Consider the following 24,271-nt stretch of genomic DNA (forward strand, 5'->3'; position numbering starts at 1 on the left):
GTCCGGTCGAGGGGTCTTCGTTCAGTCTTCGTTCGGATCGGGCAGAACGCGCAGGTGGCCGCGCCGAATCGTGCCGGCGGGCAGCTCGGGCAGCTCGACCTGCGGTGTGGCGCGGCCCGCCTCCCGGACGGCCTCGGCCAGCGCGGTCAGGTCGTCCACGGTGGGTTCGGGGGCGCGGAACTCGCCCTGGTGCCGGACGACCTCCCAGCCGCGCGGCGCGGTGAGGCGCAGGGCGTGCTCTTCGCAGAGGTCGTAGGAGTGCGGTTCGGAGTACGTCGCCAGGGGCCCTACCACCGCCGTGGAGTCCGCATAGGCGTACGTGAGCGTGGCGACTGCCGGGTTCGCGCACCCGGTTCGCGAGCACCGTCTCACGCTCCGCACGGCGGGGACGATATCGCGTCCCGCGCGGCGTGTGTTGGATTACCTCCGGCGCGGCGCTGGGGGTGGTGCCGCACTTCGGCAAGTTGCCTGGTCGCGGAGGTCCGGCTGTACGGGGTCGGAGGGTGGACAACTACCCTCTACCCCGTGGTGATGGCTCGGGGTTCACGGCGGCAGGGCACTCCGCGGCGACGCAACCGCGACCGGCACGGTCGGGGGCTGCGCGGCCCCCTCTACCCGGCCACGTTGCCGGCGGCCCGCAGCCGGGCGGAGCGGTTCGACGCGCTGGTGCTGGAGGCGTTGGAGCCGATCGAGGCGCGGTGGCGGACGGAGCTCACGCAGCTGGACGTCGCGGTGGACGACGTGCCGGACGTCCAGTCGGGCGACGACGGCGACGTGGTCGAGGACGGCAACGTGCCCCTGGCCCGGCTCGTGCCCGCCGGGGCCGACCGCCGGGCGCGGATCGTGCTCTACCGGCGACCGCTGGAGGCGCGCGCCAAGGACGGCGCCGACCTGTCCGACCTGGTGCACGACGTGCTGGTCGAGCAGGTGGCCAACTACCTGGGCCTGGACCCGGACGTCATCGACGGCGACTGAGGGCAGGTGTGTCCTACGTTCGGGTACCCCGAGTTCAACGCTCAGGACGGCGGCGGGAGGGGATCGCGGTCAGGGCGGTGAAGAGCGCGGCGGCGGCTTGGAGCATCAGCAGGAGTTCGCGCAGGGTCGAGGACGCCTCCACGCGCACCTCCGAGCCCGTGGTGGGCACCGTCACACCGACCAGGTGACCCCACGCCCGCACGATCGTCACCTCGCGGCCGTTCACCCACGCCCGCCAGCCCGGCTCCTCCTCCGCCGCCAGCACCAGCAGCCGCCCCTCCGGCCCCTCGGACACCTGGACGCCCACGTCCGGCGGCGCGGCCTCGACCGGGGCGATGCCGGGCGCGCCCAGCTCCACCGGCGGGTTCCCGCCCGTCCTGGCCCGCCGCGCCAGCTCCGGCGACAGCAGCACCGCGTTGCCCGCCGCCAACTGCACCCGCAGCACCGGCCGCCCGTCCGACATCGCCGGCGTCACGGCCACCAGGTCGCCGACCGCGTCACGCACCCGCTGCGCCGTGCCCAGGTCCGGCGCCACCACGAACGCCACCCCCGAGGCCGCCGCCTGCGCCAACGCCACCCGCGCCGCCGACGACGACCCGCCGGTCAGGTCGCGCGACCACCGCTCCAACCGCGTCACGGCCGTCGGCACGGGCACGAGGTCGTCGTCCCCGAACGCCGGCAGCCGCCCCGCCACCAACCGCGTCGGCGTGCCCAGCACGAGCACCGACCGCCCGGTCCGCGGCAACTCCTGCGCCAACGTCGACGGCAACCGCGCGCCGTCCACCGTCAACGCGCCCGACCGCAGCCCGACGAACCCGGCGCACGCCATCCCGACCACCGACAGCACCCCGAGCACCGACACGACCCGCCGCACCGGCACCGCGGCCACGTCCCGCCGGAACGCCGACAGCACCACCCACAGCAACCCCCACCCGACCAGCACCAACGGCCCGCCGGTCCACCCGGGCGAGGCGTCACCGCCGGGCAGCGGCGCCACCGGCACGGTCCGCAGCACGATCACCGCGAACCCGCCGAGCACCACCACCGCGAACCCCGCCAGCATCGACCGCGACGGCCGGAGCACCACCGCCACCAGCGCGAACACCACCACCGGCACCCCGGCGAACGGCAACGCGCCCGTCCCACCCGGCCGCAGCGACAGCAGGTCCAGCAGCCCCACGGCGGGCGACCGCACGAACGCGCCGACCCCGTGCAGCACGACGGTCGGGTTCTGCAACACCACCGCCGGCCACGGCAGCAGCAGCGCCACCGGCAGCAGCACGACCATGAACAGCGACGCCACCCGCCGCCGACCGTCACCGTGCCGCCCGGGCACCACCACGAACCCGACCAGCGCCGCCAACGCCACCAGCGCGTGCACGAACGGCGAGAACGCGCCCACCGCCGCCACCGCCAACGCCGTCCCCGACGCCACCGGCAGCCACGACGTGCCCGCGCCGCCCCGCAGCACGGACGCCACCCCGGCGAACACCACCGGCGCGAGCACGTGCACCACGACGACGTCCAGCCGCCCCTGGCTCACCGCGGACGTCGCCGCCGGCAGCAACGCGTACGCCGCCGCCACCAGCGCGCGCACGGGCCGCCGCACGGGCATCCGCCGGGACGCCGCGTACGCCAGCAGCCCGGCCAGCGGCGCGTCGCCGATGAACAGCAACGCCACCAGCGCGGCGGGCGACCCGACCAGCACCCCGACGGTCCCCAGCACGGCCAACGCCGCCGGCGCGGGCGCGGTCGTCCCACCCGCCACCGGGTGCCACGCGGCCAGGTACGCCGACCACGTGCTCGCCAGGTCGCCCACCGGCAGCAGCCGGCCGCCGCTCAGGTCGAGCCCGATCCGGGACGCGTTGGCCAGCACGCCGACCACGGCCAGCCCCACGACCAGCAACAACGGCGGCCCGAGCACCAACGACCACAGCACCCGCGCCCGGTCGACCTCCACGAACACGACCCCCGGCGAGCCCGGACCGCGCGGCACCGGCGAAGGACGTGGCCGAGGTGAGGGCCGGGCGCCGGGCGACGCCTCCACCGGCACCGTCACCGCGGGCCGGCGCAACCCGCCGGTCGCCCGCACCGGGCGCCGCCGGGACAGCACACCGGCCGGCAGCGCGGCCGGGCCGGCCACCGGACGCTCCACTTCGGACGGAAGCGACCACGCGCCCGGTCGCGCCTCGTCCTCGGGCAGCCGCCCCAGCGCCAGGTCGGCCTCGACGCGCCGCCGGACCAACGCGGCCGACGCGCCGCGGATCGCGTTGCGTGACCGGGTGACCCGGCTGGTGAACAGCCCGCGCACCACCCCGTGCGCCGGCCGTTCGGCACGCCCGGCCAGCAGCCCCGCCCGCCCGCTCAGCAGGTACCGCAGCGCGCCCAGCTCCGCGCGCGCGTCGGAGAACCGGCGCAGCACCAGGAAGCCGAGGGCGCGGAGGAACGCGAGCACGGCGATCCGCGGCAGCCCGAGGACGAACGACACCGTGCCGCAGTTGACCAGGAACGTGCGCAGCCCGTGCGCCCGGTCCACGCCGCGCGCCGCCGGTCCGGGCCGGGCCGCCGTCGCGTCCAACCGCCGCGCGCCGCGTCCCGCCGCACGCGCGTGCCGCATCCGCGCCACCGGGACGGACAGCACCAGGTGCCCGGCGAGGTTGGCGCGCCAGCCGAAGTCGATGTCGTCGCGCAGCAACGGCATCACGCGGTCGTAGCCGCCGAGCGACTCCCACACCGCGCGGCGGATCAACGACCCGGCCGACGGCACCGCCAGCGCCTCGGTGCTCTGCTGGAACGAGCCGACCAGCTCGACCCGGCCCATGCCGGTCTGCCGGTGGCCGGACGCGTCGGTCGACAGGCCCGCCTCCACCACCAGCCGCGGGTCGGTCCAGTCCAGGCTCAGCGGACCGAGCACGGCCGCCGAGGGCGACACCTCGGCCGCGGTCAGCAGCGCGGACAGGCAGTCCGGTTCGGGCGCGCAGTCGTCGTGCAGCAACCACAGCCACGCGCCCGGATCGCCCCACCGCTGCACGGCGTGCTCGACGGCGGCCTGCACGGCCGCGCCGAACCCGGTGCCGCGAGGCAGCGTCAGCACGCCGTCGATCACCCGATCGGGTCCGTCGGCGGCGTCGGCCAGCAGCTTCGCGGTGCCGTCGAGGGAACCCGTGTCGACCGCGATCACGTGCCGCGGACGTGGCTGCTGGCGGCGCAGCGACGACAGCGCCGTGCCCAGCCACCGGTCGCCGTCGTGGCACACCAGCACCGCCAGCACGGGCGCGGTGCGCAGCCGCGGAGTGGCCCCGCTCGTCAAGTGCCGCTCCTAGGTTGCTCCGACTACGCCGTGGGACGACCACGGTAAGCCAGAGCGAACGCGCAAGCGATCACCCGTGCGCCTCGATCACACCGCGCGCTTTTTGAGCTTCCTCCGCTCACGCTCGGACAGCCCGCCCCAAATACCGAAGCGCTCGTCGTGCTGCAAGGCGTACTCCAGGCATTCGGAGCGCACCTCGCAACCGAGGCAGATGCGCTTGGCCTCCCTGGTCGAGCCGCCCTTCTCCGGGAAGAACGCCTCGGGGTCGGTCTGCGCGCACAGGGCGCGCTCCTGCCAGTCCTGCTCATCGGCCGCGTCGAACAGGTCGAGTACGACCGGCTCCGGTGCCGGGACGTCCCCGTCCACGATGCGACCCCCGTCGAATTCCTGCATAGTCCGCCTCCTCGCCTTCCGCTCTCCCCGGTTGGCGGACACCACTCGCCGTCCCCACAACGACGAATGACACCGATGTGATTACACCTGTGTCACAACACGCGGTCAAGCGGAGTCCACAGGACGGGGGATATTCCCGCAGATGGCGCGAAAAGCCTTGACTAGCAGCACAGACGGTGATTGAGGCGGTGCGCCGAGCGATAACGGCAGCGCGGACGGCCTACCGGACGGGCCGCGGGGCACCGGTCCGGAGAGGCCACACTGGAAGGGTGAAGCGATCAGCGGTGCGTCCGAGTCCACTGTTCCTCAGCCTGCTCGCGGTGACGGTGGCAGGCGCCGTGCTGACCCTGTTCGACGACTCCACGGCCGCGCTGACGGCCGGCACGGTGCTGTTCGTGCTCGGCGGCTGGGCGGTGTCGCTGTGCCTGCACGAGTTCGGTCACGCGATCGTGGCCTACAAGGGCGGCGACCACGCCGTGCAGGCCAAGGGCTACCTGACGCTCGACATCCGCCGCTACACCGACCCGGTTTTCAGCATCGTGCTGCCACTGGTGCTGCTGGCGTTCGGCGGAATCCCGCTGCCCGGCGGCGCGGTGTGGATCAACCACCACTCGTTGCGCACCAAGCGGGTCGAGTCGATGGTGTCGCTGGCCGGGCCGCTGAGCAACCTGGCGCTCGGCGTGCTGCTGTCGCTTTCGGTGATCCTTTTCACCCCGCCGGCGGGTTTGGCCGCCGCTTTGTCGTACTTGGCGGCCGTGCAGATCCTCGCGTTCGTGCTCAACATCCTGCCGATCCCGGGGTTGGACGGCTGGGGCGCGATCGAGCCGTACATGTCGTACTCGGCGCGGCAGTTCGGCGCGAAGGCCCGCATGTGGGCGCCGTTCGTGCTCTTCGCGGTGCTGATCGGGTTCCCGACCATCGGCCGGATGTTCTTCGAGGCCGGGTACGCCGTGTTCGAGTTGATCGGCGGCGACCGGTGGCTGGCCGCGCGCGGGCAGGGCACCTTCCTGTTCTGGCGCTGACCGCCGGGTGGGAGGATGGCGACTCGTGAAGGTCGTCGTACTGGTTGGCGGGGTTGGCGGGGCGCGGTTCCTGGTCGGGCTGAAGAGCCTGCTGACCGGTCCGGAGCACGAGATCACCGCCGTGGTGAACACGGGTGACGACGTGTGGATGCACGGGTTGCGGATCTGTCCCGACCTGGACACCTGCATGTACACCCTCGGTGACGGGATCGACTCCGAGCGGGGGTGGGGGCGCGCCGGCGAGACGTGGTCGGTCAAGGAGGAGTTGGCCGCCTACGGCGCCGACCCGACGTGGTTCGGGCTGGGTGACCGGGACATCGCGACGCACCTGGTGCGCACCCGGATGCTGCGCGCGGGCTACCCGCTGTCGGCCGTGACGGAGGCGTTGTGCCACCGCTGGGAGCCGGGCGTGCGGCTGCTGCCGATGTCGGACGACCGGGTCGAGACCCACGTGGTGGTGACCACCGACGAGGGCGAGCAGGCCATCCACTTCCAGGAGTGGTGGGTCAAGCACCGGGCCCAGCTGCCCGCACGGTCGTTCGCGTCGGTCGGGGTGGAGACGGCGACGCCCGCCCCCGGCGTGCTGGACGCCGTGCGCGACGCCGACGCGGTGCTGATCGCGCCGTCCAACCCGGTGGTGAGCGTGAACACGATCCTCGGCGTGCCGGGGGTGCGTGACGCGCTGCGCAAGACCGAGGCCGGTGTGGTGGGGCTGTCGCCGATCATCGGCGGCAAGCCGCTGCGCGGGATGGCGGACGCGTGCCTGACCGCGATCGGCGTGGAGACCTCCGCCGAGGCGGTCGGCCGGTACTACGGGTCGCGCAAGACCACCGACAAGGGCGTGCTGGACGGCTGGCTCGTGCACACCGGCGACCGGTCCGACGTGCCGGGGGTGGCGGTGCGCGCGGTGCCGCTGTTGATGTCCGATGTGGACGCGACGGCGGCGATGGCGCGGGCGGCGCTGGAGCTGGCCGGTGTCGACGTTGGCTGACCACGTGGCCGCTCCGGGTGACCGCGCGGCTGCTGCCGGCCAGGCTGCCACTGCCGGCCAGGCTGCGGCTGCCGGCCCCGTGGTCCCCGGCGACCACGCGGCCGCTTCGACGATCACGTTGGCGCCGGTGACGGGGCTGCCGGAGTTCCGGCCCGGTGACGACCTGGCCGCCGCCATCGCCTCGGCCGCGCCCTGGTTGGCGGACGGGGACATCGTCGTCGTGACGTCCAAGGTGCTGTCCAAAGTGGAAGGTCGGCTGGTGTCCGTGCCGGCCGACCCCGAGGCGCGCGAGGCCGTGCGGCGGGAGTGGGTCGAGGCGGAGTCGGTGCGCGTGCTGGCGCGGCGTGGGCGGACGTCGATCACCGAGAACAAGCTGGGGATCGTGCAGGCGGCGTCCGGTGTGGACGCGTCGAACGTGAACGGCGACGAGATCGCGTTGCTGCCGGTCGACCCGGACGGGTCGGCGGCGGCGTTGCGGGCGGCGTTGGCGCAGCGGTTGGGCGTGGCGGTGGCGGTCGTGGTGACCGACACCATGGGCCGGGCGTGGCGGGTGGGCCAGACGGACGCCGCGATCGGGTCGTCCGGGCTGGCGGTGCTGCACCGGTACGCGGGTTCGGCGGACCGGCACGGGAACCCCCTGGTGGTGACCGAGGTCGCGGTGGCCGACGAGGTCGCGGCGGCGGCCGACCTGGTGAAGGGCAAGCTGGGCGCGGTGCCGGTGGCGGTGGTGCGCGGGCTGCCGTTCTCGGACGACGGTTCGTCCGCGCGTGACCTGGCCCGGCCGGTGGCGGAGGACCTGTTCCGGTTGGGCACGGCCGAGGCGGTGGCGCAGGGGCGGGCCGAGGCGGTGCTGCTGCGTCGTTCGGTCCGGTCGTTCTCCCCGGAGCCGGTGCCCGTGGACGCGGTGCGGCGGGCCGTGGCGGCGGCGTTGACCGCGCCCGCGCCGCACCACACGCGGCCCGTGCGGTTCGTGCGGTTGACCGCTCGGCGCGACGCGCTGCTGGACGCGATGGCCGACCGGTGGCGGGCGGACCTGCGCGGCGACGGGTGGTCGGAGGAGCGGATCGCGGCGCGGGTGGGGCGGGGTGACGTCCTGCGGAACGCGCCGGAGGTCGTCGTGCCGTTCCTGGTGCGGTCGGGGGCGCACTCGTACCCGGACGAGCGACGGGCGGCGGCGGAGCGGACGATGTTCACGATCGCGGGCGGCGCGGCGGTGCAGGGGCTGCTGGTGGCGTTGGCCGCCGAGGGGCTCGGGTCGTGCTGGGTGTCGTCCACGATCTTCTGCGCGGACGTGGTGCGCGACGTGCTGGGGCTGCCGGCGGAGTGGGAGCCGTTGGGCGCGGTGGCGGTCGGGCGCCCGGAGGCGGAGCTGACGCCGCGCGCCCCGGGCGAGTTGGACGAGAGGTACCTGGACCTGTGAGTTCCGCATTGCACTCGGACGCGGTGGCCACCCTGGGCGCTTGGCGTCCCGCGGACCGGGCGCAGGAGTCGCTGCGGCAGGCGTACCTGGGGTTCCTGGCGGCTCGGGAGGACGCGTGCCTGCGCTCGTGCGAGCCGGGGCACATCACGGCGTCGGCGCTGGTGGTGTCCGCTTCCGGGGACTCGACGCTGCTCACCCTGCACCCGCGCGTGGGCCGTTGGCTTCAGTTGGGCGGGCACTGCGAGGCGTCGGACACGACGCTGGCCGGCGCGGCGCTGCGCGAGGCGACGGAGGAGTCGGGCATCGAGGGCCTGCGCATCTCACCGGAGCCGATCCACCTCGACGTGCACCCGATCACGTGCTCGCTGGGCAGGCCGACCCGTCACTTCGACGTCCGCTTCCTGGTCCGCGCCCCGCTCGGCGCCGAACCGTCCCGCAGCTCCGAATCCCTGGACCTGCGCTGGTGGCCCCTGACCGCCCTGCCCCCCGACACCGACGACCTGCGCCCCCTGCTCTCCACCCTCCCCTGACCCGCGTGTCCTACGTTCGGAACGACCGTGTCCTACGTTCGGAACACGCGAGTTGAACGCTCAGAACACGCGCCGGGCGTCCTGAGCGTTCAACTCGGGGTGCCGGAACGTAGGACACGCGTGTTTCGAACGTAGGACACGCGCGAGGGTCAGGTGTCGCCGTTCAGGCGTTGGGTGAGGCCCGGGGGGTGTTGGGGCTGGCCGCCGGAGAGGCGTTGGGAGAGGGACGGGCGGGCGATCGGGACCTGTTGGACGGTCGGGACCGGGCCGGGGGCCATCCGGAGCTCGGGTTCGGGTTCCGGTGCGGACTGCGGCGGCGGCGCGGGCTGACCTGCGGCGATGTGCGCGGCCAGGACCATGGTCGAGTCCGGGTCGTCGCCGCGCGGGTCGACCGCGTTGACCATGGCGCGCGGGATCTGCTGGGTCGCCGACGAGTCCATGGGCGACGTCATGTTGTCCGGCGTCACGACGTGGCGGCCACGTGCACGAGCACGGGCCAGCGCCGCGTCGGCCCGAGCGCGGGGGTCCATCCGGATCTCTCCTGCGTGTGCCTTGGGCCGGCTGGGGTGACGCCGGCGTGCCGATCGGTGACGCTCGTCGACACGGACCACCGCCCGTGCCGCCTGAGTGCTCGTGCCAGAGTATTCGCAAACTACAGGTGGAAGTAAGCGGAGGAGGAAAAACGGCATGTCGGAGCTGCAAGGCGCCGAGGCGGTGGTTCTGGTCGGGGGCAAGGGAACCCGGCTGCGACCACTGACCCTGTCCGCGCCCAAGCCCATGCTGCCGACCGCCGGGGTGCCGTTCCTCACCCACTTGCTGTCGCGGATCCGGGAAGCCGGCATGACGCATGTCGTGCTCGGCACGTCCTACAAGGCCGAGGTCTTCCAGGAGCACTTCGGCGACGGCGCGGCGCTCGGTCTGGAGCTGGAGTACGTGGTCGAGGACGTGCCGCTGGACACGGCGGGCGCGATCCGCAACGTCGCGCACAAGCTGCGCGAACGCGACGTGGTGGTCTTCAACGGCGACATCCTGTCGGGCGTCGACCTGCGCGCCGTGGTCGACACGCACCGCAAGGCCGAGGCCGACGTGACGCTGCACCTGGTCCGGGTGGACGACCCGCGCCGGTTCGGCTGCGTGCCGACGGACGAGGGCGGTCGCGTCACGGCGTTCCTGGAGAAGACGGAGAACCCGCCGACGAACCAGATCAACGCGGGCTGCTACGTGTTCCGGCGCGAGGTGATCGAGGGCATCCCCGCAGGTAGGCCGGTGTCGGTGGAGCGGGAGACGTTCCCGGGGCTGTTGGCGGCGGGCGCGCGCGTGCAGGGGTACGTCGACGCGTCGTACTGGCTGGACCTCGGCACGCCGGCCGCGTTCGTGCAGGGTTCGGCGGACCTGGTGCGCGGGATCGCGCCGACCGCCGCGCTGGCGTTGCAGGGCGACGCGGTGATCCTCGACGGCGCGGAGGTGGACGCGAGCGCGGTGGTCACGGGTGGTGCGACGGTCGGCGCGAACTGCACGGTCGCGGCGGGCGCGGTGGTCGACGGTTCGGTGCTGTTCGACGGCGCGGTGGTCGGCGAGGGCGCGCGCGTGGAGCGCAGCGTGCTCGGGGCGAACTCGCTGGTGCAGGCCGGCGCGGTCGTGTCGGACGCGGTGATCGGTGACAACGCGGTCGTCGGCGCGCGGTGCGAGCTGATCAACGGCGCCCGCGTGTGGCCGGGTGTCGTGCTGCCGGAGGGTGGGGTGCGGTTCTCCGCGGACGTCTGATGGACCGTGATGCTCACTAGGACGTGGACGCCGACGTTCCCGCTGGACGTCGGCGCGCTGCTGATGCCGTTGCGGCGGGGCGCGGGCGATCCGACGTTCCGCGTCGCCGGCGACGGCGTGTGGCTGGCCGCCAACACCCCGACCGGCCCGGGCACCCTGCGCGTCCGCGTCGCCGACGTGGTGGAGGCGGACGCGTGGGGCGAGGGCGCGGACTGGCTGCTGGACGGCCTGCCGGCGTTGCTGGGGGACGGGGACGACGACTCGGCGTTCGAGTGCCACCACCCGGTGGTCGCGGAGACGCGGCGGCGACGTCCGGGCATCCGGCTCGGCACGACCGGCCGCGTCTGGGACGCGCTGCTGCCCTCGATCCTGGAGCAGAAGGTGACGGGCACCGAGGCGTTCCGGTCGTACCGGGAGCTGGTGCGGAGGTTCGGCACGCCGGCGCCGGGACCGGCCGACCTGTTCGTCCCGCCGACCCCACGGGCGATCCTGGGCATCACCGACTGGGAATGGCACCGGGCGGGGGTCGACGGCGGCCGTCGCCGTGCCCTGATCGCGGCGGCCCAAGTCGCGCACCGGTTGGCGCGCGCGTGCGAGCTGCGCGGCGAGGAAGGCCGCACCCTGCTCCGGAAGGTGCCGGGGATCGGGGTGTGGACGGCGGCCGAGGTCGCGCAGCGGGCGTGGGGCGACCCGGACGCGGTCAGCTTCGGCGACTACCACCTGGCCGGGGTCGTCGGCTGGGCGTTGGTCGGCGAGGCCGTGGACGACGACCGCATGGCCGACCTCCTCGCCCCCTACACCCCCCAACGCCACCGCGCCGTCCGCTACATCCTCGCCTCGGGCGTCACCAAACCCCGCCGAGGCCCCCGCTTCTCCCCCCGCGACTACCGCGCCATGTGATCACCCATGCCGATCGCCGGCACTCGGGTGGTGCTGCCCCACTCCTCCCGGCGATCGGCAGGACGCGCGGTCGATCTCGGGGGTTCCGTCGCGCAGTTCGCGCAGTTCGCGCAAGAACGAGATCACCGGGGCATCGGGACATCATCCACGGCGACGAGCCGGGGGAAGGCGCGGATCAGCGGGTCATGAGGCGAAGCCGCAGGGCCAGGCCCGCGCGCACGGCCAGCATCACCGGGGCCCACAGGGGGCCGCGGTGGCGGTCGGCCAGGTAGCGGTAGGCGCTGGAGTGGTGGGCGGCCAGCATGCGCTTCGACGCGTGCTTGGTCGAGTGGCCGCCGATGTGCACGACGTCCGCCTCCGGCACGTACACGTTCAGCCAGCCCGCGCGGCCGAGGCGGTCGCCGAGGTCGACGTCCTCGAAGTACATGAAGTACCGGGGGTCGAAGCCGTCGACCGAGTCGAACGCCTCCCGGCGCATCAGCAGGCACGAGCCGGACAGCCAGCCGGCCGTCCGCTCCTCCGGCGTCGCCGCCGCCTGCCGGTACTCCCGCGACCACGGGTTGGCCGGCCACACGACCGCGAACAGCGCGTGCCCCAGCCCCCGCCCCATCGACGGCAGCAGCCGCGCCGACGGGTACACCGCGCCGGACGGCTCCCGGATCAACGGCCCGAACGCGCCACCGCGCGGCCACCGCTTGGCGGCCTCCAGCAGCTTGTCCAGGCTCCCGACGCCCCACGACAGGTCCGGGTTGGCGATCACCACCCACCCGACCGACGACGGCAGCGACGCGACGCCGCGGTTGGCGCCGGCGCCGTAGCCGAGGTTGCCCCCGGTCGGCACGAACGTCACGTGCGGGTGCTCGGCGGCGGCGCGTTCGGGCACGCCGTCGGTGGACCCGTTGTCCGCCAGCACCACCGACACCGGCCGCGTGGTCGCCGCGGCCAACGTCGACAGGAAGGTGTCCAGGGTTTCACCGGGCGAGTAGGTGACGGTCACCACCGCCAGCTCGTCTCCGTAACGCGTCACGCCGGCCACCCTAGTGGTGGTGCGCGTGGTGCACGACGGCGTGCCCCTTGCCGCGCGAGATGAGCCACCGGTTCACCGGCACGGTCAGCACGAACGCCACCGCCAACGAGAACGCCAGCGCGCCCCAGAACAGCGGGCCGGCCAGTCCCGCCTCCATCGCGCCCGGCACCAGCAGCATGACCGCGTTGTCGACGACCTCCATCACCGCGATGGACACGGTGTCCGCCGCCAGCGCCACCTTCAGCGCCGCGCCGAGGCCCAGACCGGTCTTCAGCACGCCCCGCAGGGTCAGCGCGTAGCCGAAGACGAACGCCAGCGCCACGGCCAGCACGACGGTGCCCCAGCCGGGCAGACCGATCGCGGTGCCGACGACCATGCCGAGCACTTCGCCGATGGCACAGCCGGTGAGGCAGTGCAGCGTGGCCGACACCGCCACTGACCAGGATGTCTTCATGCGGGGAACTATACCCCCAGGGGGTATCCAGAACGCAAGGGGAGAAGCGGGAGGGGAAAGGAGTCGAACCTAACGCCGCCGGTGTGAGCGCGCCGCGCGCTCGTAGGCCAGCCGGTGCCGGGCCGCCGACGTGGACCAGGAGAAGTCCTTCGCCCGCACGACCGCCGCCGCCGACAGCTCGGCGCGGCGGGCCGGGTCGTCCAGCAGCTCGCCGAGGGCCGCCGCGATGTCACCCGCGCCGACCCCGCAGTACGCCACCGCGTCGCCGCCCACCTCGGGCAGGCTCAGCCGCCGGGTCGTCAGCACGGCCGCGCCGCAGGCCATCGCCTCCAGCACCGGCAGCCCGAACCCCTCGCCCAGCGACGGGTACGCGACCAGCTCCGCGCCGCCGAGGAACCCGGCCAGCGACGAGAACGGCAGGTAGCCGGCCCGGATCACCCGGACCCGGTGCGGCACGGCGTCCAGCGCCCGTTCGACCTGGCTGTCCCAGCCGGGCTGGCCGGCGAGCACGAGCGCGGGCGGGTTCGGCCGGTCGCGGCACGCCTGCGCGAAACCGCGGATCAGCGCCGGCACGTTCTTCCGCGGCTCCAGCGCGCCCAGGAACGCCACGTAGGGCGCGTCACCCAGCGACAGCCTCTGCCTGACCTCGGCCACCTGCTCGGGCGTCGGTGGGTGGAACCGCTCGTTCTCCACGCCGTGCTGGGCGATGTGCAGCAACCGCCGGTCCGCGCCCGCCACCCGGGCCAGCTCGTCGGCGGTCGCCCGGGACGGCACGATGCACAGCGCGGCCCGCCGCAGCGACGCCCTGGTCCAGGCCCGGAAGAAGCGGGCCTTGACCGACGAGTGCAGCACCGCGTCGGTGAAGAACGTCGCGTCGTGCAGCGTCACGACGGACGCCGCCCGGTTCGCCAGCGGCACGGTGTAGTGCGGCGAGTGCACGACCGCCACGCCGAGCCGGTTCGCCAGCCTCGGCAGGGTCGTCTGCTCCCACGTCAGCCGCGCGGTCCGGGTCGCCACCGCGTCCGCCGCGGGGATGACCCGCGAATCGGGGGCCAGGGACGTGTAGAGCGCGGCGTCCCGTGGTTGGCACACCACGCTGAGCCGTGCGCCGTCCGCGTCCAGCGCGGCCACCAAGGAGTCCACGTACCGTCCGACGCCACCTCGGTCGGCTGGGACGGCGGTGGCGTCGATCAGCACGCTGGGTTCGACGGGTGACACGCGGTGAAGGGTACGGCCGGCAGCCGGCGGGTTGACCGGGAATGGCGTAAACGGTTCGTCAACGAAACAGGCCCGCATGGATCGCCCACACCGAACGCGCGGCGTTTTCCCAGGTGAACGCCTCGGCCCGCAGCCGACCGGCGGCGATCAGGCGTTCCGCCGCAGCGGGATCGGACAGCACCGAACGAAGTCCTGTGACGAGCGCCGCACCGTCGCCGCGCGCTGCGGTCACCCCGGCGCCGCCGGCGACCTCGACCAGCGCCGGAGCGTCGGAGTGGACCACCGGCACGCCGGCCGCCATGGCCTCCACCACCGGCAGCCCGAACCCCTCGGCCAGGCTCGGCGCGGCCAGCACCGCCGCCCGCCGCAGCACGAACGCCAACCGGGCGTCGCTCAACCGTCCCAGCAGGTGGACGTGCGGCGCGCGCAGGTCCACCCCGCCCCACCCCTGCGGCCCGACCACGACCAGCGGCACGCCCAGCTCGGCGGTCGCCGCCGCCAGCAGGTCGAAACCCTTGCGCGGCTCGATGGTGCCGATCGCCAGCACGTACCGGGGCGGCACGTCCACCGGCTCCTCCGGCGGGAACGCCGTCACCCCGTTGCCCACCACGTGGACGGGCGCGGGACCGGGCGCGTGCCGCCGCAACTCCTCCGCGACCACCGACGTCGGCACCACGAGCGCGCTCGCCCGCGCCGCCGCCCGGCTGATCACGCGCCGGTGCCACGCCACCCCGCGCGGCGTCAACGTCGACGGGTGCGTCCACGGCACGGTGTCGTGCACGGTCACCACCACCCGCCCGCGCGGCGGCGCGAACGGCGTGAACGCGTGCACCGAGTCACCACCCGGCCAGTACGGCACGCCCCGCTCCCACGCCGCGATCAGCGCACGTCGGGGCAGCGGCAGCACGCGCGGACCGCGCACACCGGGGATCACCGCCGCCGACACGTCCGCGTGCCTGCTCACCACCCCCGTCACGGTCCACCCGGCGGGCGCGGTGGCGGCCAGCGCGGCGGCCAGCTCGCGCGTGTACCGGCCGGTGCCGCCGGGCACCGGCGCCAGCAACTGCTCGGTCAGCACAACGAGGTCGGGCACGTCGCGTACCGTCTCACGCCGTGCCGATCCCCAGCACGACGGTGGTCGTGGTGACGTGGCGTGGCCGCGAGCACATCACGGCCTGCCTCGACGCCCTCGCCCGCCAGCGTCCACACCGGACACTCGTGGTGGACAACGCCTCCGACGACGGCACCGCCGACCTGGTCGCCGCGCACCCCAGCCGCCCGGAGACCCTGCGCCTGCCCGTCAACCGCGGTTACGCGGGTGGTCTCGCGGCGGCGTTGCCTAGGGTCACCACCGAGTACGTGGCCTGGCTCAACGACGACGCGGCCCCCGGCGACGGCTGGCTCGCCGCCCTTGAGGACGCCCTGGACGCCTCCCCCGACGCCGCCGCCGCGACCCCGTCCCTGCTGCTGGCCGACGGCTCCACCCAGTCGGTCGGCGTCAGGCTCACCGCCGACGGCCACGGGGCCGACCTGGTCCTGGCCGGTCAGGAGGTGTTCGGCTTCTGCGGCGGCGCGGCGCTGCTGCGGCGGGAAGCGCTGGAGCGCGTGGGCGGCGTCCCGGCCGGGTTCTTCTGCTACTACGAGGACACCGACACGGCGTGGCGGTTGAGGCTGGCCGGGCACCGGGTGCTGTCCGTCGGCCCGGCACGCGTCCACCACCGGCACGGCGCGAGCACCGACCCCGGCTCCCGCCCGTTCCACCGCTGGAACGAGCGCAACCGGCTGCTGATGCTGCTGCGCTGCGCGCCCGCGAGCACCGCCCTGCGCGAGCTGGCCAGGTTCGCGGCCATCACCGCGCTGCTGCCGGTCCGCCGCGGCACGCCCGACGCGGCCAACTTCCACGTGCCGCTGCGCCTGCGCGTGCTGCTGGAGGTGCTGGCGAGGCTGCCGGCCACGCTGGTCCAGCGGTGGCGGATCGGCCGACGTGCGACAGTGGGCCGGCGCGTGGTGTGGCGGGAGTGGGCGGGCCGTTAGGGAGCGCAGGGGTGGTCAGTCGGGCGTCGGCGGCGAGTCCGGCGGCCCGGGTCCGGGGAGTGCGAGCCGGTTGGAGGGGGAACACCGTGACCGAGTACGTCGAGGTGCGCACGGAGGACGGCGACCTGGTGCCGTTCGAGTTGGACGAGGAGTACGACGGCCCGGTGCGCGCGGGCCGCTGGAACCCGGTCGAGCGCGTCGAGGAGACGCTGGAGAACGGCATCGAGCGGGCCAGGAAGGTGGCCAGGGCGGTGGCCGTGAAGATCGGCAGCATGCCGTCGCCGCGACCGGACAAGGTGGCCGTGGAGATCGGCCTGAAGGTGAGCTCCAGCGCCGCGCTGGCCATCGCCAAGTCCTCCGCCGAGGCCCACGTCAAGATCACCGTCGAGTGGCACCGCGACAGCCTGCCCGCCGAGGCCCCGCCCGAGGAGAACGAGTCGAAGCCCGCGCAGGACGAGGCGAAGCCCGGGGAGGACGGGTCGAAGCCTGAGCAGGACGGGTCGAGGCCCGGGGAGCACGGGGCGAAGGCCGACGGGGAGCCCGACACCGAGGCGTAGGACACCTTGGCCGAACGCCGCGGAGCGTGATGAGGCAGAGTTGGCCCGTGGAGCACGGAACCCTGCCTGACGTGTCGGTGGTCGTCGTCAACTACCGCGGCGCCGACGACACCGTCACCTGCCTGCGCGCGTTGTTCGGCGACCTCGACTACCCGGCGGAGAAACTCCAGGTCATCGTGGTCGACAACGCCTCGGGCGACGGCAGCGCGGACCGCCTCCGGGCCGCCGCGCCGAACGCGGAGGTCATCGAGGCGCCGGACAACCTCGGCTTCGCGGGCGGCTGCAACCTCGGCGTGCGGGCCGCGCGCGGCTCGGTGGTCGCGTTCCTCAACAACGACGCCCGCCCCGACCCCCGGTGGCTGCGCGAGGCGGTGCGGGTGCTGCGCGCCGAGCCCACCGTCGGCGCGGTGGCGAGCAAGGTGCTCGACTGGGACGGCCGCGAGATCGACTTCGTGGACGGCGGCCTCACGTGGTTCGGCATGGGCTACAAGCGGCACGCGGGGCAGCCCGACGACGGCGCCCACGACACGCCGCGCGACGTGCTGTTCGGCACCGGCTCGGCGCTCGTGGCGCGGACCGCGGTGTTCCGCGAGCTGGGCGGGTTCGACGAGCGGTTCTTCATGTTCTACGAGGACGTCGACCTCGGCTGGCGGATGAACCTGCGCGGCTGGCGGGTCCGCTACGTGCCCACGTCCCTGACCTACCACAAGCACCACGCCTCGATGTCCACCGTGGACACCAGCCGTGAGCTGTACCTGTTGGAGCGCAACGCCCTCGCCGCGCTCTACAAGAACTTCTCCGACGAGACGCTGGCCAAGGTGCTGCCCGCCGCGCTGGCCCTGGTGGTCCGCCGGGCCACCGCGCGCGGCGAGCTGGACGCCACCCAGCTGGAGATCACCCGCCGGCCCGACGACCCCGCCGACGACCGCGCGCCGGTGCCCGTGTCGCGGCAGGCGCTGGCCGGGTTCCTCGCGATCGACCAGTTCGTGGAGCTGCTGCCGTCGCTGGCGGAGTCGCGCAAGGCGGAGCAGGCCGCGCGCCGCGTCACGGACACCGACCTGGTGCCGCTGATGCGCAAGGCGATGGAGCCCGCCTACCCCCTGCCCCGCTACCTGGCCGCGCACGACGTGCTGGTCGAGGTCTTCGGGCTGGAGGAGGTGTTCGGCCGGCCGCGCCGGGTGCTGGTGGTCACCGGCGACGCCCTCGCCGACCGGATGGCCGGCCCCGCGATCCGGGCCTGGAACATGGCCGACGTGCTGTCCGGCGAGCACGACGTCCGGCTGGTCACCACCAACGCGCTGTGCGACCCGCCCGAGTCGTCGTTCCCGGTGAGCCGCGCCGTGCCGCGCGAGCTGGTCGAGCACGCCAAGTGGGCCGACATCATCGTGCTCCAGGGCCACGTGCTGGAGAACGTCGGCTTCCTCAAGGAGCCGGGCAACACCAAGATCGTCGTCTGCGACATCTACGACCCGATGCACCTGGAGCTGCTGGAGCAGGGCAAGGACTCGACCGACGAGCAGCGCTCGCTCGACCTGGTCGGCGTCACCCGGATCCTCGACAACCAGCTGCGGCGCGGCGACTTCTTCCTGTGCGCCTCCGAGCGGCAGCGGCACTTCTGGCTGGGGCACCTGACCGCGATCGGCCGCCTCACCCCCGCCCTGTACGACAATGACCCCACCGTGCGCTCGCTGCTGGCCGAGGCGCCGTTCGGGCTGCCGGGCAAGCCGCCGCAGCGCACCGGGCCGGGGCTGCGCTCGACGTTGGGCATCGGCGAGTCGGACAAGGTCGTGCTGTGGGCGGGCGGCGTCTACAGCTGGTTCGACCCGCTGACCCTGCTGCACGCCGTGGACCGGCTGCGGACCCGCCGGTCGGACGTGCGGCTGGTGTTCCTCGGCATGAAGCACCCCAACCCCGAGGTGCCGGACATGGACATCGCCGGGCAGACCCGCGCGTTGGCCAAGCGGCTGGACCTCGTGGACTCGCACGTGTTCTTCAACGAGACGTGGGTGCCCTACCACGACCGGCAGAACTGGCTGCTGGACGCGAACGCGGGCGTGACCACGCACTACGAGCACGTGGAGACGACCTTCGCGTTCCGCACGCGGGTGCTGGACTACCTGTGGGCCGGGCTGCCGATCGTGACCACGGACGGCGACTCGTTCGCCGACCTGGTGCGCCGCGAGGACCTGGGCGTGGTGGTGCCGTCGGAGGACCCGGACGCGTTGGCCGACGCGTTGGAGAAGGTCTTGTACGACACCGGGTTCGCCGCCGGGTGCGTGGAGCGGATAGCCGCCGTGCGGGAGCGGTTCACCTGGGAGAACGTGCTCACGCCGCTCACCGAGTTCTGCCGCAACCCGCGGCCCGCCGCCGACCGGCTGACCGGCACGTCGTTCATGGTGTCGAACCGGGCGCTCGGGCGGCTGGAGAAGGTGCAGCGGGACGTCGCGCTGGTCAAGGAGTACATGACCGCCGGTGGCGCGGGCGAGGTGGCCCGTCGGGCGACCGGTCGGGTGCTGAAGAAGTTGCGCGGCCGTGGCTAGGCCGTTGCGGGTGCTGATCGACGGCACCCCGCTGCTCGGGCAGCGGACCGGGATCGGCCGCTACACGGCGGCGTTGGCCGAGGAGCTGGCGTCGATGCTGGACGAGGTCGACGTGCGCGCGGTCGCGTTCACGTTGCGCGGGTGGCGCGCGCTGCGGACCGTGCTGCCGCACGACGTGGTGGCGCGCGGGCTGCCGGTGTCGGCGCGGCTGCTGCGGCAGTTCTGGCTGCGGGTGCCGTTCCCGCCGGTGGAGTTCCTGGCCGGGCCGACGGACGTCATGCACGCGACGAACTTCGTCCTGCCGCCGGCGTTGCGGGCGGGTGGTGTGACGACCATCCACGACCTGGCGTTCCTGGACGCGCCCGGCGACCTGCCGCCGTCGGACCGCCGGCTGCCCGAGCTGGTGCGGCAGTCGGCCACGCGGGCGGACGTCGTGTGCACGCCGACCCGCGCGGTGGCCGAGGTCGTGGTGGAACGGCTCGGCGTGCCCGAGTCGAAGATCGTGGTGACGCCGCTGGGCGTCGACCCGGCGTGGTTCGCGGCCCGTCCGCCGTCGCCCGCGCTGCGCGCCCGGCTGGGGTTGCCGTCGGAGTACCTGCTGTTCGTCGGCGCCGGTGGGCCGCGCAAGGGCCTGGGGACGTTGCTGACCGCGCACGCCGCCCGGCCGTCGCTGCCGCCGCTGGTGCTGGCCGGTCCGCACGTGGCCGGCTCCGACGACCGGGTGGTGCGGACCGGGTACCTCAGCGACGTGGACCTGAGGAGTGTCGTGGCGGGTGCGGCGGCGTTGGTGCTGCCGTCGCGCGACGAGGGGTTCGGGCTGCCCGTGCTGGAGGCGTTGGCGTGCGACGTGCCCGTGGTGTGCACGGACGTGGCGGCGTTGCGCGAGGTCGCCGGCGGGCACGCGGTGCACGTGCCGGTGGGTGACGTGGAGGCGTTGGCCACGGCCATGGTGGACGCGGTCGAGGCGCCGCCCACGCCCGCCGACCAGGCGGCACGGCGGACGCACGCGGCGGAGTTCACGTGGCGGCGGACGGCGGAGAAGACGCTGACGGCCTATCGGCGTGCCGCGGGGCGGTGACAGGAGCGGGACTCGACGGCGGCTGGGTGCGGGTCTTGGGCGCGGTCGCGGTGGCGCGGTCTGACCGAACGGTTGCCGCGCAACCGCTTCCTCGGTCGCGGTGCGACTGACCCCGGCGTTACGAGTGCCCGGGTTGCCGGTCGACCTGGGCGGGCTTGAGGACGCTCCACGAGATCTGCCGTGAACCGGTCACGGCACAGACGCGACGCAGGAACCGCTGCCGCTCGCCGTCAGGACGAGGTGCGGTCGCTTCAGGGGATCGCCCGAGCGCGGACATGGCGGAAAGGTTCTCGCACCGGTTGAGCGCAAAACCAGTGCGATAAACCTACTCCACCCCAACGGCCCAACCGACCCCTCCGGTGGTCACGCAGCGCGTCCACTGCGATGATGCCGGCCATGAGCTTCACGGCTGTGTGGCCGATCATCAAAGAGCACGACGCCGACGCGGCCGACGAGATGACCGTCGGCACGCCGGAGGACGTCGACACCCTTCTGACCCGCTTGGCGGAGCCCGGCGCGGGACCGGCCGTGATCGAGCACCAGGACCGCGAGCTGATCACGGACACCGAGGGCCTGCTCGGCGCGCCCGGCACCACGAAGATCCCCGACCACGACGTGGCCGTCACCGTCCACGAGGGCTACGGCTACCTGACCTACGCCGACCCGGAGCAGGACTACTCGACGTTGGAGGGCGACCCGGCTTCCCCGGGGTACCGCTCCGAGTACGTCGACTACCCGGCCGGCGCGGGCGTCCCGGTGGAGGTCCTGGCGACGGCGCTGAAGGAGTTCCTGGTCACCGCCAAGCGGCCCGGCAATGTCGACTGGCAGACCGCGTAGGTGTGGTGAGGCGGGCGGGCGGGTGCGGGTGGTCAGGCGTCCCGGCGGCGGTCCCGGACCTCGGGGAGGGCCTGGAAGCCCGCTGACTGGTAGGTGGCGACGGCGCCGACGTTGGAGCTCGGGGTGCAGACCAGCACGCTGGACGAGCCCAGCTCCCGCAGCGCGGCGGCGGCGGCGATCGTGATGGCCTTGCCGTAGCCGTGGCCGCGGTGGTCCGAGTGCACGCCCATCGGCTCGATCAACCCGGGCCTGCCCGCACCGGCCGACCACACGGTCACGGCCGCCACCGCGTGGTCCTGGTCGTCGTGGGCGACCAGGCACCGGGCGTCGGCGTACGGCGATCCGGCCGCCATCGCGTGCCAGCGCTCGTCGGTGAACGTCGAACTCGTGAACGACGCCCGCTGCACGGCGGCCCGCACGTGCGCCCGCTCCGGTCCGATCACCTCGACCCGCACGCCCGGGTCCTCCACCGGCTCCGCCAGGTCGCGGCGCAGCGGCGTCCACGGCACGTCGGTGTCCCAGCCGGCCTCCGCCAGCAGGTCCTGGACCAGTGCGCCCTTCGGCGCCTCGACGTAGACCTCCCCGGCGACCAGCACGCCGCGCTCCGGGTCCTTCACGTCCTCGACCAGCCGCCGGGCCAGCTCCTCGTCCTGGTGGGCGTCGGGCGCGATCGTCATGCGCAACAGGTCGGGCGTGTCCAGCAGCCCGACGGCGAGGATCCGCCCGTCCCGGCTCCAGGTCCGCACGGCCGCCGCCGTCGCCTCCGCGCCGTACCGCCAGAACCAGCCCAGGTCGCCCGGGTGCAGCTGCATCGGCGCACCGTCGTGCTGCCACTCCCGCAGCGCGTCGACCACCTCGGCCGGCACGGCGACATCCGGCTTGCCCAACTCGATCACCATGGCCTGATCACACACCACGGCGGCGGTTGGGCGCACGTTGGATTCAGGGTTGGGGTTGGGGGTGGGGGTGGGGCCGGCTCGATGTGACATGGGGCCCTTACGGGCACTCCAGGCAGGCCAAAGCCGGGCAGGCCCGGCGGGAAGAGCGTCCGCCAAGCCTGCCCGGCTTCGTCCAGCCTAAAGCACCCGAACCCATGTCAAATCGGGCCTCGGTGGGGGTGTGGGAGGGCCGTGGTGGTGTGGGTGGTGGTCAGGGCACGGCGTTGGTGGAGATGGCGGTGGAGAGGGCGGCTTGCCAGGGGCGCAGTGGGGTCAGGCCTGCGCTTGCCCAGGTTTTGCCCGACAGCACGGAGTAGGCCGGGCGGGGGGCGGGGCGGGGGTAGGCGGCGGTGGTGCACGGGTGGACGCGGGTCGGGTCGAGGCCGAGTTCGGTGAAGACGGCCCGGGCGAAGCCGCACCAGGTGGTCTCGCCGTCGTTGGTGGCGTGCAGCACGCGGGGTGGGGTGCCGCCCGTGGAGACGGTGGCGGCCAGTTCCACGAGGCCGTGGGCGAGGTCCAGTGACCACGTCGGTGAGCCGACCTGGTCGTCCACGACGGACAGCGTGTCGTTGGTGGCGGCCAGGCGGGCCATGGTCTTGACGAAGTTGTTGCCGTGCTCGCCGTAGACCCACGCGGTGCGGACGATCCAGGAACGGTCCCAAGTGGACAGCACGCGTTGTTCGCCGTCGAGCTTGGTGCGGCCGTAGACCGACTTGGGGCCGGTCTCGTCGGTCGGCTCGTACGGGCGGGCGCCGTCGCCGGGGAACACGTAGTCGGTCGAGACGTGGATCAGGGGGACGTCGTGCTCGCGGCAGCTCGTGGCCAGGTGCTCCGGCCCGGCGGCGTTGACCGCCGAGGCGCGGTCGGGGTCGGACTCCGCCGCGTCCACGGCCGTGTAGGCGGCCGAGTTGACGACCACCGGGCGGTAGCCGGCGTCACGGGCGGTCGAGGCGAAGACGGCTACCGCGTCCGCCACGGCGAGGGCGTCGGTCAGGTCCAGTTCGGCGGACGACGGCGCGTGCACGAGGCCGTCGTCGGGCGTGGCCGCCACCAGGTCCCGCCCGAGCTGGCCGCGACCGCCGGGCACCAGGAGCGCGAGCGCCATCAGCCGGCCAGGGCGGCGCGCTGCTTGAGCGGCTCCCACCACGAGCGGTTGTCGCGGTACCACCGCACGGTCGCGGCCAGGCCTTCGGCGAAGCCGACCTGGGGGGTGTAACCGAGTTCGGTGTTGATCTTGGTGATGTCCACCGAGTAGCGGCGGTCGTGGCCCTTGCGGTCGGCGACCGGCTCGACGAACGAGTCCCAGTCGCGGTCCGTGGCCTCCAGCAGGCGCTCCGTGAGCTCGCGGTTGGTCAGCTCGGTGCCGCCGCCGATGTTGTAGATCTCACCGCCGCGCCCGCCTTCGAGCACGAGCTGGATGCCGCGGCAGTGGTCGTCGACGTGGAGCCAGTCCCGGACGTTGAGGCCGTCGCCGTAGAGCGGCACCTTCCTGCCGTCGAGCAGGTTGGTGACGAACAGGGGGATGACCTTCTCGGGGAACTGGTACGGACCGTAGTTGTTCGAGCACCGGGTGACGCAGACCGGCAGGCCGTGGGTGCGGAAGAACGAGCGCGCCAGCAGGTCCGACGACGCCTTGGACGCCGAGTAGGGCGAGTTCGGCTCCAGGATGTGGTCCTCGGTCCAGGAACCCTCGTCGATCGTGCCGTAGACCTCGTCGGTCGAGACGTGCACGAACTTCGCCACGCCGGCCTCCAGCGCGCCCTGCAGCAGCGTCTGGGTGCCGAGCACGTTGGTCAGCACGAAGTCGGCCGATCCGGAGATCGATCGGTCCACATGGGACTCGGCGGCGAAGTGCACCACCACGTCCGTCCCGCTCATCAGGTCGGCGACCAGCTCGCGGTCGCAGATGTCGCCCCGGACGAAGGTCAGCCTCGGGTCGTTCGCGACCGGCGCCAGGTTCGCCTCGTTGCCGGCGTAGGTGAGCTTGTCCAGCACCACCACCTCGGCATCGGCGTAGGCCGGGTACGCGCCGGCCACCATCTCCCGCACGTAGTGCGAACCGATGAACCCGGCCCCACCCGTTACCAGTACCCGCATGCTCAGTGTCCTCCTGGAAGCGGTTGCTCATCGCAGTCTGTCACGAGTGCCTTTCGTGCAACCCACCTGGTTGTTACAGCGTCTCCCGTATAAGAGGAATGTCCGGTGCGGTTCGCCGCCGCGCCACTGATCCGGGTCAGGCACGGGGGAGGCAGGCAGTGGACTCCAGTCCGCCACGAACAGCCG

Annotated in this window: 23 protein-coding genes; 12 read left to right on the forward strand and 11 right to left on the reverse strand. The window is 73.6% G+C overall.

What is annotated here, in order from left to right; genetic code table 11:
* Positions 1 to 21: 21 nt before the first annotated feature.
* The gene (locus ACQPYE_RS36335; RefSeq protein ID WP_073885657.1) at positions 22 to 381 is read right to left on the reverse strand and encodes a DUF3499 domain-containing protein; all 360 of its coding nucleotides are present in this window, start codon (positions 379 to 381) and stop codon (positions 22 to 24) included.
* Between the two features lie 150 nt (positions 382 to 531).
* Here ACQPYE_RS36335 and ACQPYE_RS36340 point away from each other — a divergent pair, with 150 nt between their 5' ends.
* Entirely contained in the window at positions 532 to 975 is a 444-nt protein-coding gene (locus ACQPYE_RS36340; RefSeq protein ID WP_498717641.1) for a metallopeptidase family protein, read from the forward strand.
* A 34-nt stretch (positions 976 to 1,009) separates the two neighbouring features.
* Here the strand turns inward: ACQPYE_RS36340 and ACQPYE_RS36345 are convergent, their stop codons facing one another.
* Both ACQPYE_RS36345 and ACQPYE_RS36350 read right to left on the reverse strand, forming a co-directional pair.
* Positions 1,010 to 4,285: a glycosyltransferase gene (locus ACQPYE_RS36345; protein WP_498717642.1), complete on the reverse strand. Its 3,276-nt coding sequence runs from the start codon at positions 4,283 to 4,285 to the stop codon at positions 1,010 to 1,012.
* Between the two features lie 87 nt (positions 4,286 to 4,372).
* Positions 4,373 to 4,678, reverse strand: a complete 306-nt coding sequence (locus ACQPYE_RS36350) for a WhiB family transcriptional regulator (RefSeq protein WP_053723270.1) — start codon at positions 4,676 to 4,678, stop codon at positions 4,373 to 4,375.
* Positions 4,679 to 4,947: 269 nt separating this feature from the next.
* Between ACQPYE_RS36350 and ACQPYE_RS36355 the strand changes: the two genes are divergently transcribed.
* Genes ACQPYE_RS36355 through ACQPYE_RS36370 form a run of 4 tightly spaced genes read left to right on the forward strand, consistent with a single transcriptional unit; the run spans position 4,948 to position 8,641 of the window.
* Positions 4,948 to 5,700: a site-2 protease family protein gene (locus ACQPYE_RS36355; RefSeq protein ID WP_498717643.1), complete on the forward strand. Its 753-nt coding sequence runs from the start codon at positions 4,948 to 4,950 to the stop codon at positions 5,698 to 5,700.
* Positions 5,701 to 5,725: 25 nt separating this feature from the next.
* Entirely contained in the window at positions 5,726 to 6,691 is a 966-nt protein-coding gene (gene cofD, locus ACQPYE_RS36360) for a 2-phospho-L-lactate transferase (RefSeq protein ID WP_498717644.1), read from the forward strand.
* A complete protein-coding gene (locus ACQPYE_RS36365; protein WP_498717645.1) occupies positions 6,675 to 8,111 on the forward strand; it encodes a coenzyme F420-0:L-glutamate ligase in 1,437 nt (478 codons plus the stop codon). Before cofD ends, ACQPYE_RS36365 begins: the two co-directional genes overlap by 17 nt.
* A complete protein-coding gene (locus ACQPYE_RS36370) occupies positions 8,108 to 8,641 on the forward strand; it encodes an NUDIX hydrolase (RefSeq protein WP_498717646.1) in 534 nt (177 codons plus the stop codon). Before ACQPYE_RS36365 ends, ACQPYE_RS36370 begins: the two co-directional genes overlap by 4 nt.
* A 149-nt stretch (positions 8,642 to 8,790) precedes the next feature.
* Here ACQPYE_RS36370 and ACQPYE_RS36375 read toward each other — a convergent pair whose 3' ends face one another.
* Entirely contained in the window at positions 8,791 to 9,171 is a 381-nt protein-coding gene (locus ACQPYE_RS36375; RefSeq protein ID WP_498717647.1) for a hypothetical protein, read from the reverse strand.
* A gap of 157 nt (positions 9,172 to 9,328) precedes the next feature.
* On the opposite strand from ACQPYE_RS36375, the gene manB reads away from it, so the two are divergent.
* Complete coding sequence (manB, locus tag ACQPYE_RS36380; protein WP_498717648.1) at positions 9,329 to 10,405, forward strand: mannose-1-phosphate guanylyltransferase; 1,077 nt, start codon at positions 9,329 to 9,331, stop codon at positions 10,403 to 10,405.
* Positions 10,406 to 10,414: 9 nt separating this feature from the next.
* Complete coding sequence (locus ACQPYE_RS36385; protein ID WP_498717649.1) at positions 10,415 to 11,305, forward strand: DNA-3-methyladenine glycosylase family protein; 891 nt, start codon at positions 10,415 to 10,417, stop codon at positions 11,303 to 11,305.
* Between the two features lie 175 nt (positions 11,306 to 11,480).
* Here the strand turns inward: ACQPYE_RS36385 and ACQPYE_RS36390 are convergent, their stop codons facing one another.
* The 4 genes from ACQPYE_RS36390 to ACQPYE_RS36405 form a co-directional block, all read right to left on the reverse strand.
* Positions 11,481 to 12,332 carry a glycosyltransferase family 2 protein gene (locus ACQPYE_RS36390; RefSeq protein WP_498717650.1) on the reverse strand — a complete coding sequence of 284 codons (852 nt, stop codon included), beginning with the start codon at positions 12,330 to 12,332 and terminating at the stop codon, positions 11,481 to 11,483.
* Between the two features lie 10 nt (positions 12,333 to 12,342).
* Positions 12,343 to 12,786: a DUF4396 domain-containing protein gene (locus ACQPYE_RS36395; RefSeq protein ID WP_498717651.1), complete on the reverse strand. Its 444-nt coding sequence runs from the start codon at positions 12,784 to 12,786 to the stop codon at positions 12,343 to 12,345.
* 69 nt (positions 12,787 to 12,855) lie between these two features.
* Entirely contained in the window at positions 12,856 to 13,983 is a 1,128-nt protein-coding gene (locus ACQPYE_RS36400) for a glycosyltransferase family 4 protein (protein ID WP_498723056.1), read from the reverse strand.
* Between the two features lie 79 nt (positions 13,984 to 14,062).
* Complete coding sequence (locus ACQPYE_RS36405) at positions 14,063 to 15,097, reverse strand: glycosyltransferase family 4 protein (RefSeq protein ID WP_498717652.1); 1,035 nt, start codon at positions 15,095 to 15,097, stop codon at positions 14,063 to 14,065.
* 26 nt (positions 15,098 to 15,123) lie between these two features.
* Between ACQPYE_RS36405 and ACQPYE_RS36410 the strand changes: the two genes are divergently transcribed.
* The 5 genes from ACQPYE_RS36410 to ACQPYE_RS36430 all read left to right on the forward strand — a co-directional run bounded on the left by ACQPYE_RS36410 (position 15,124) and on the right by ACQPYE_RS36430 (position 21,050).
* Complete coding sequence (locus ACQPYE_RS36410; protein ID WP_498723057.1) at positions 15,124 to 16,038, forward strand: glycosyltransferase family 2 protein; 915 nt, start codon at positions 15,124 to 15,126, stop codon at positions 16,036 to 16,038.
* 86 nt (positions 16,039 to 16,124) lie between these two features.
* On the forward strand, positions 16,125 to 16,595 hold the full coding sequence (locus tag ACQPYE_RS36415) for a CU044_2847 family protein (protein WP_498717653.1): 471 nt from the start codon (positions 16,125 to 16,127) through the stop codon (positions 16,593 to 16,595).
* A gap of 29 nt (positions 16,596 to 16,624) precedes the next feature.
* Complete coding sequence (locus ACQPYE_RS36420; RefSeq protein WP_498717654.1) at positions 16,625 to 19,135, forward strand: glycosyltransferase; 2,511 nt, start codon at positions 16,625 to 16,627, stop codon at positions 19,133 to 19,135.
* The gene (locus ACQPYE_RS36425; protein WP_498717655.1) at positions 19,128 to 20,213 is read left to right on the forward strand and encodes a glycosyltransferase family 4 protein; all 1,086 of its coding nucleotides are present in this window, start codon (positions 19,128 to 19,130) and stop codon (positions 20,211 to 20,213) included. Before ACQPYE_RS36420 ends, ACQPYE_RS36425 begins: the two co-directional genes overlap by 8 nt.
* Positions 20,214 to 20,609: 396 nt before the next feature.
* Positions 20,610 to 21,050 carry an Imm1 family immunity protein gene (locus ACQPYE_RS36430; RefSeq protein WP_498717656.1) on the forward strand — a complete coding sequence of 147 codons (441 nt, stop codon included), beginning with the start codon at positions 20,610 to 20,612 and terminating at the stop codon, positions 21,048 to 21,050.
* Positions 21,051 to 21,082: 32 nt separating this feature from the next.
* Here the strand turns inward: ACQPYE_RS36430 and ACQPYE_RS36435 are convergent, their stop codons facing one another.
* From ACQPYE_RS36435 to rfbB, 3 genes are all read right to left on the reverse strand, one after another.
* Positions 21,083 to 21,949 carry a GNAT family N-acetyltransferase gene (locus ACQPYE_RS36435; protein WP_498717657.1) on the reverse strand — a complete coding sequence of 289 codons (867 nt, stop codon included), beginning with the start codon at positions 21,947 to 21,949 and terminating at the stop codon, positions 21,083 to 21,085.
* Positions 21,950 to 22,199: 250 nt separating this feature from the next.
* Complete coding sequence (rfbD, locus tag ACQPYE_RS36440; protein ID WP_498717658.1) at positions 22,200 to 23,093, reverse strand: dTDP-4-dehydrorhamnose reductase; 894 nt, start codon at positions 23,091 to 23,093, stop codon at positions 22,200 to 22,202.
* Complete coding sequence (gene rfbB / locus ACQPYE_RS36445) at positions 23,093 to 24,085, reverse strand: dTDP-glucose 4,6-dehydratase (RefSeq protein ID WP_498717659.1); 993 nt, start codon at positions 24,083 to 24,085, stop codon at positions 23,093 to 23,095. Before rfbB ends, rfbD begins: the two co-directional genes overlap by 1 nt.
* Between the last annotated feature and the right edge of the window lie 186 nt (positions 24,086 to 24,271).

This window comes from Actinosynnema sp. CA-299493, from assembly GCF_050946825.1.
Classification (GTDB): Bacteria; Actinomycetota; Actinomycetes; order Mycobacteriales; family Pseudonocardiaceae; genus Actinosynnema.

Bases quoted from the DNA above. Each gene is read 5' to 3' on its own strand.
- ACQPYE_RS36430 (WP_498717656.1), top strand. From the start codon at position 20,610: ATGAGCTTCACGGCTGTGTGGCCGATCATCAAAGAGCACGACGCCGAC.
- ACQPYE_RS36420 (WP_498717654.1), top strand. From the start codon at position 16,625: ATGAGGCAGAGTTGGCCCGTGGAGCACGGAACCCTGCCTGACGTGTCG.
- ACQPYE_RS36340 (WP_498717641.1), top strand. From the start codon at position 532: ATGGCTCGGGGTTCACGGCGGCAGGGCACTCCGCGGCGACGCAACCGC.
- ACQPYE_RS36435 (WP_498717657.1), bottom strand. From the start codon at position 21,949: ATGGTGATCGAGTTGGGCAAGCCGGATGTCGCCGTGCCGGCCGAGGTG.
- ACQPYE_RS36385 (WP_498717649.1), top strand. From the start codon at position 10,415: ATGCTCACTAGGACGTGGACGCCGACGTTCCCGCTGGACGTCGGCGCG.
- ACQPYE_RS36395 (WP_498717651.1), bottom strand. From the start codon at position 12,786: ATGAAGACATCCTGGTCAGTGGCGGTGTCGGCCACGCTGCACTGCCTC.
- manB (WP_498717648.1), top strand. From the start codon at position 9,329: ATGTCGGAGCTGCAAGGCGCCGAGGCGGTGGTTCTGGTCGGGGGCAAG.
- ACQPYE_RS36350 (WP_053723270.1), bottom strand. From the start codon at position 4,678: ATGCAGGAATTCGACGGGGGTCGCATCGTGGACGGGGACGTCCCGGCA.
- ACQPYE_RS36375 (WP_498717647.1), bottom strand. From the start codon at position 9,171: ATGGACCCCCGCGCTCGGGCCGACGCGGCGCTGGCCCGTGCTCGTGCA.
- rfbD (WP_498717658.1), bottom strand. From the start codon at position 23,093: ATGGCGCTCGCGCTCCTGGTGCCCGGCGGTCGCGGCCAGCTCGGGCGG.
- rfbB (WP_498717659.1), bottom strand. From the start codon at position 24,085: ATGCGGGTACTGGTAACGGGTGGGGCCGGGTTCATCGGTTCGCACTAC.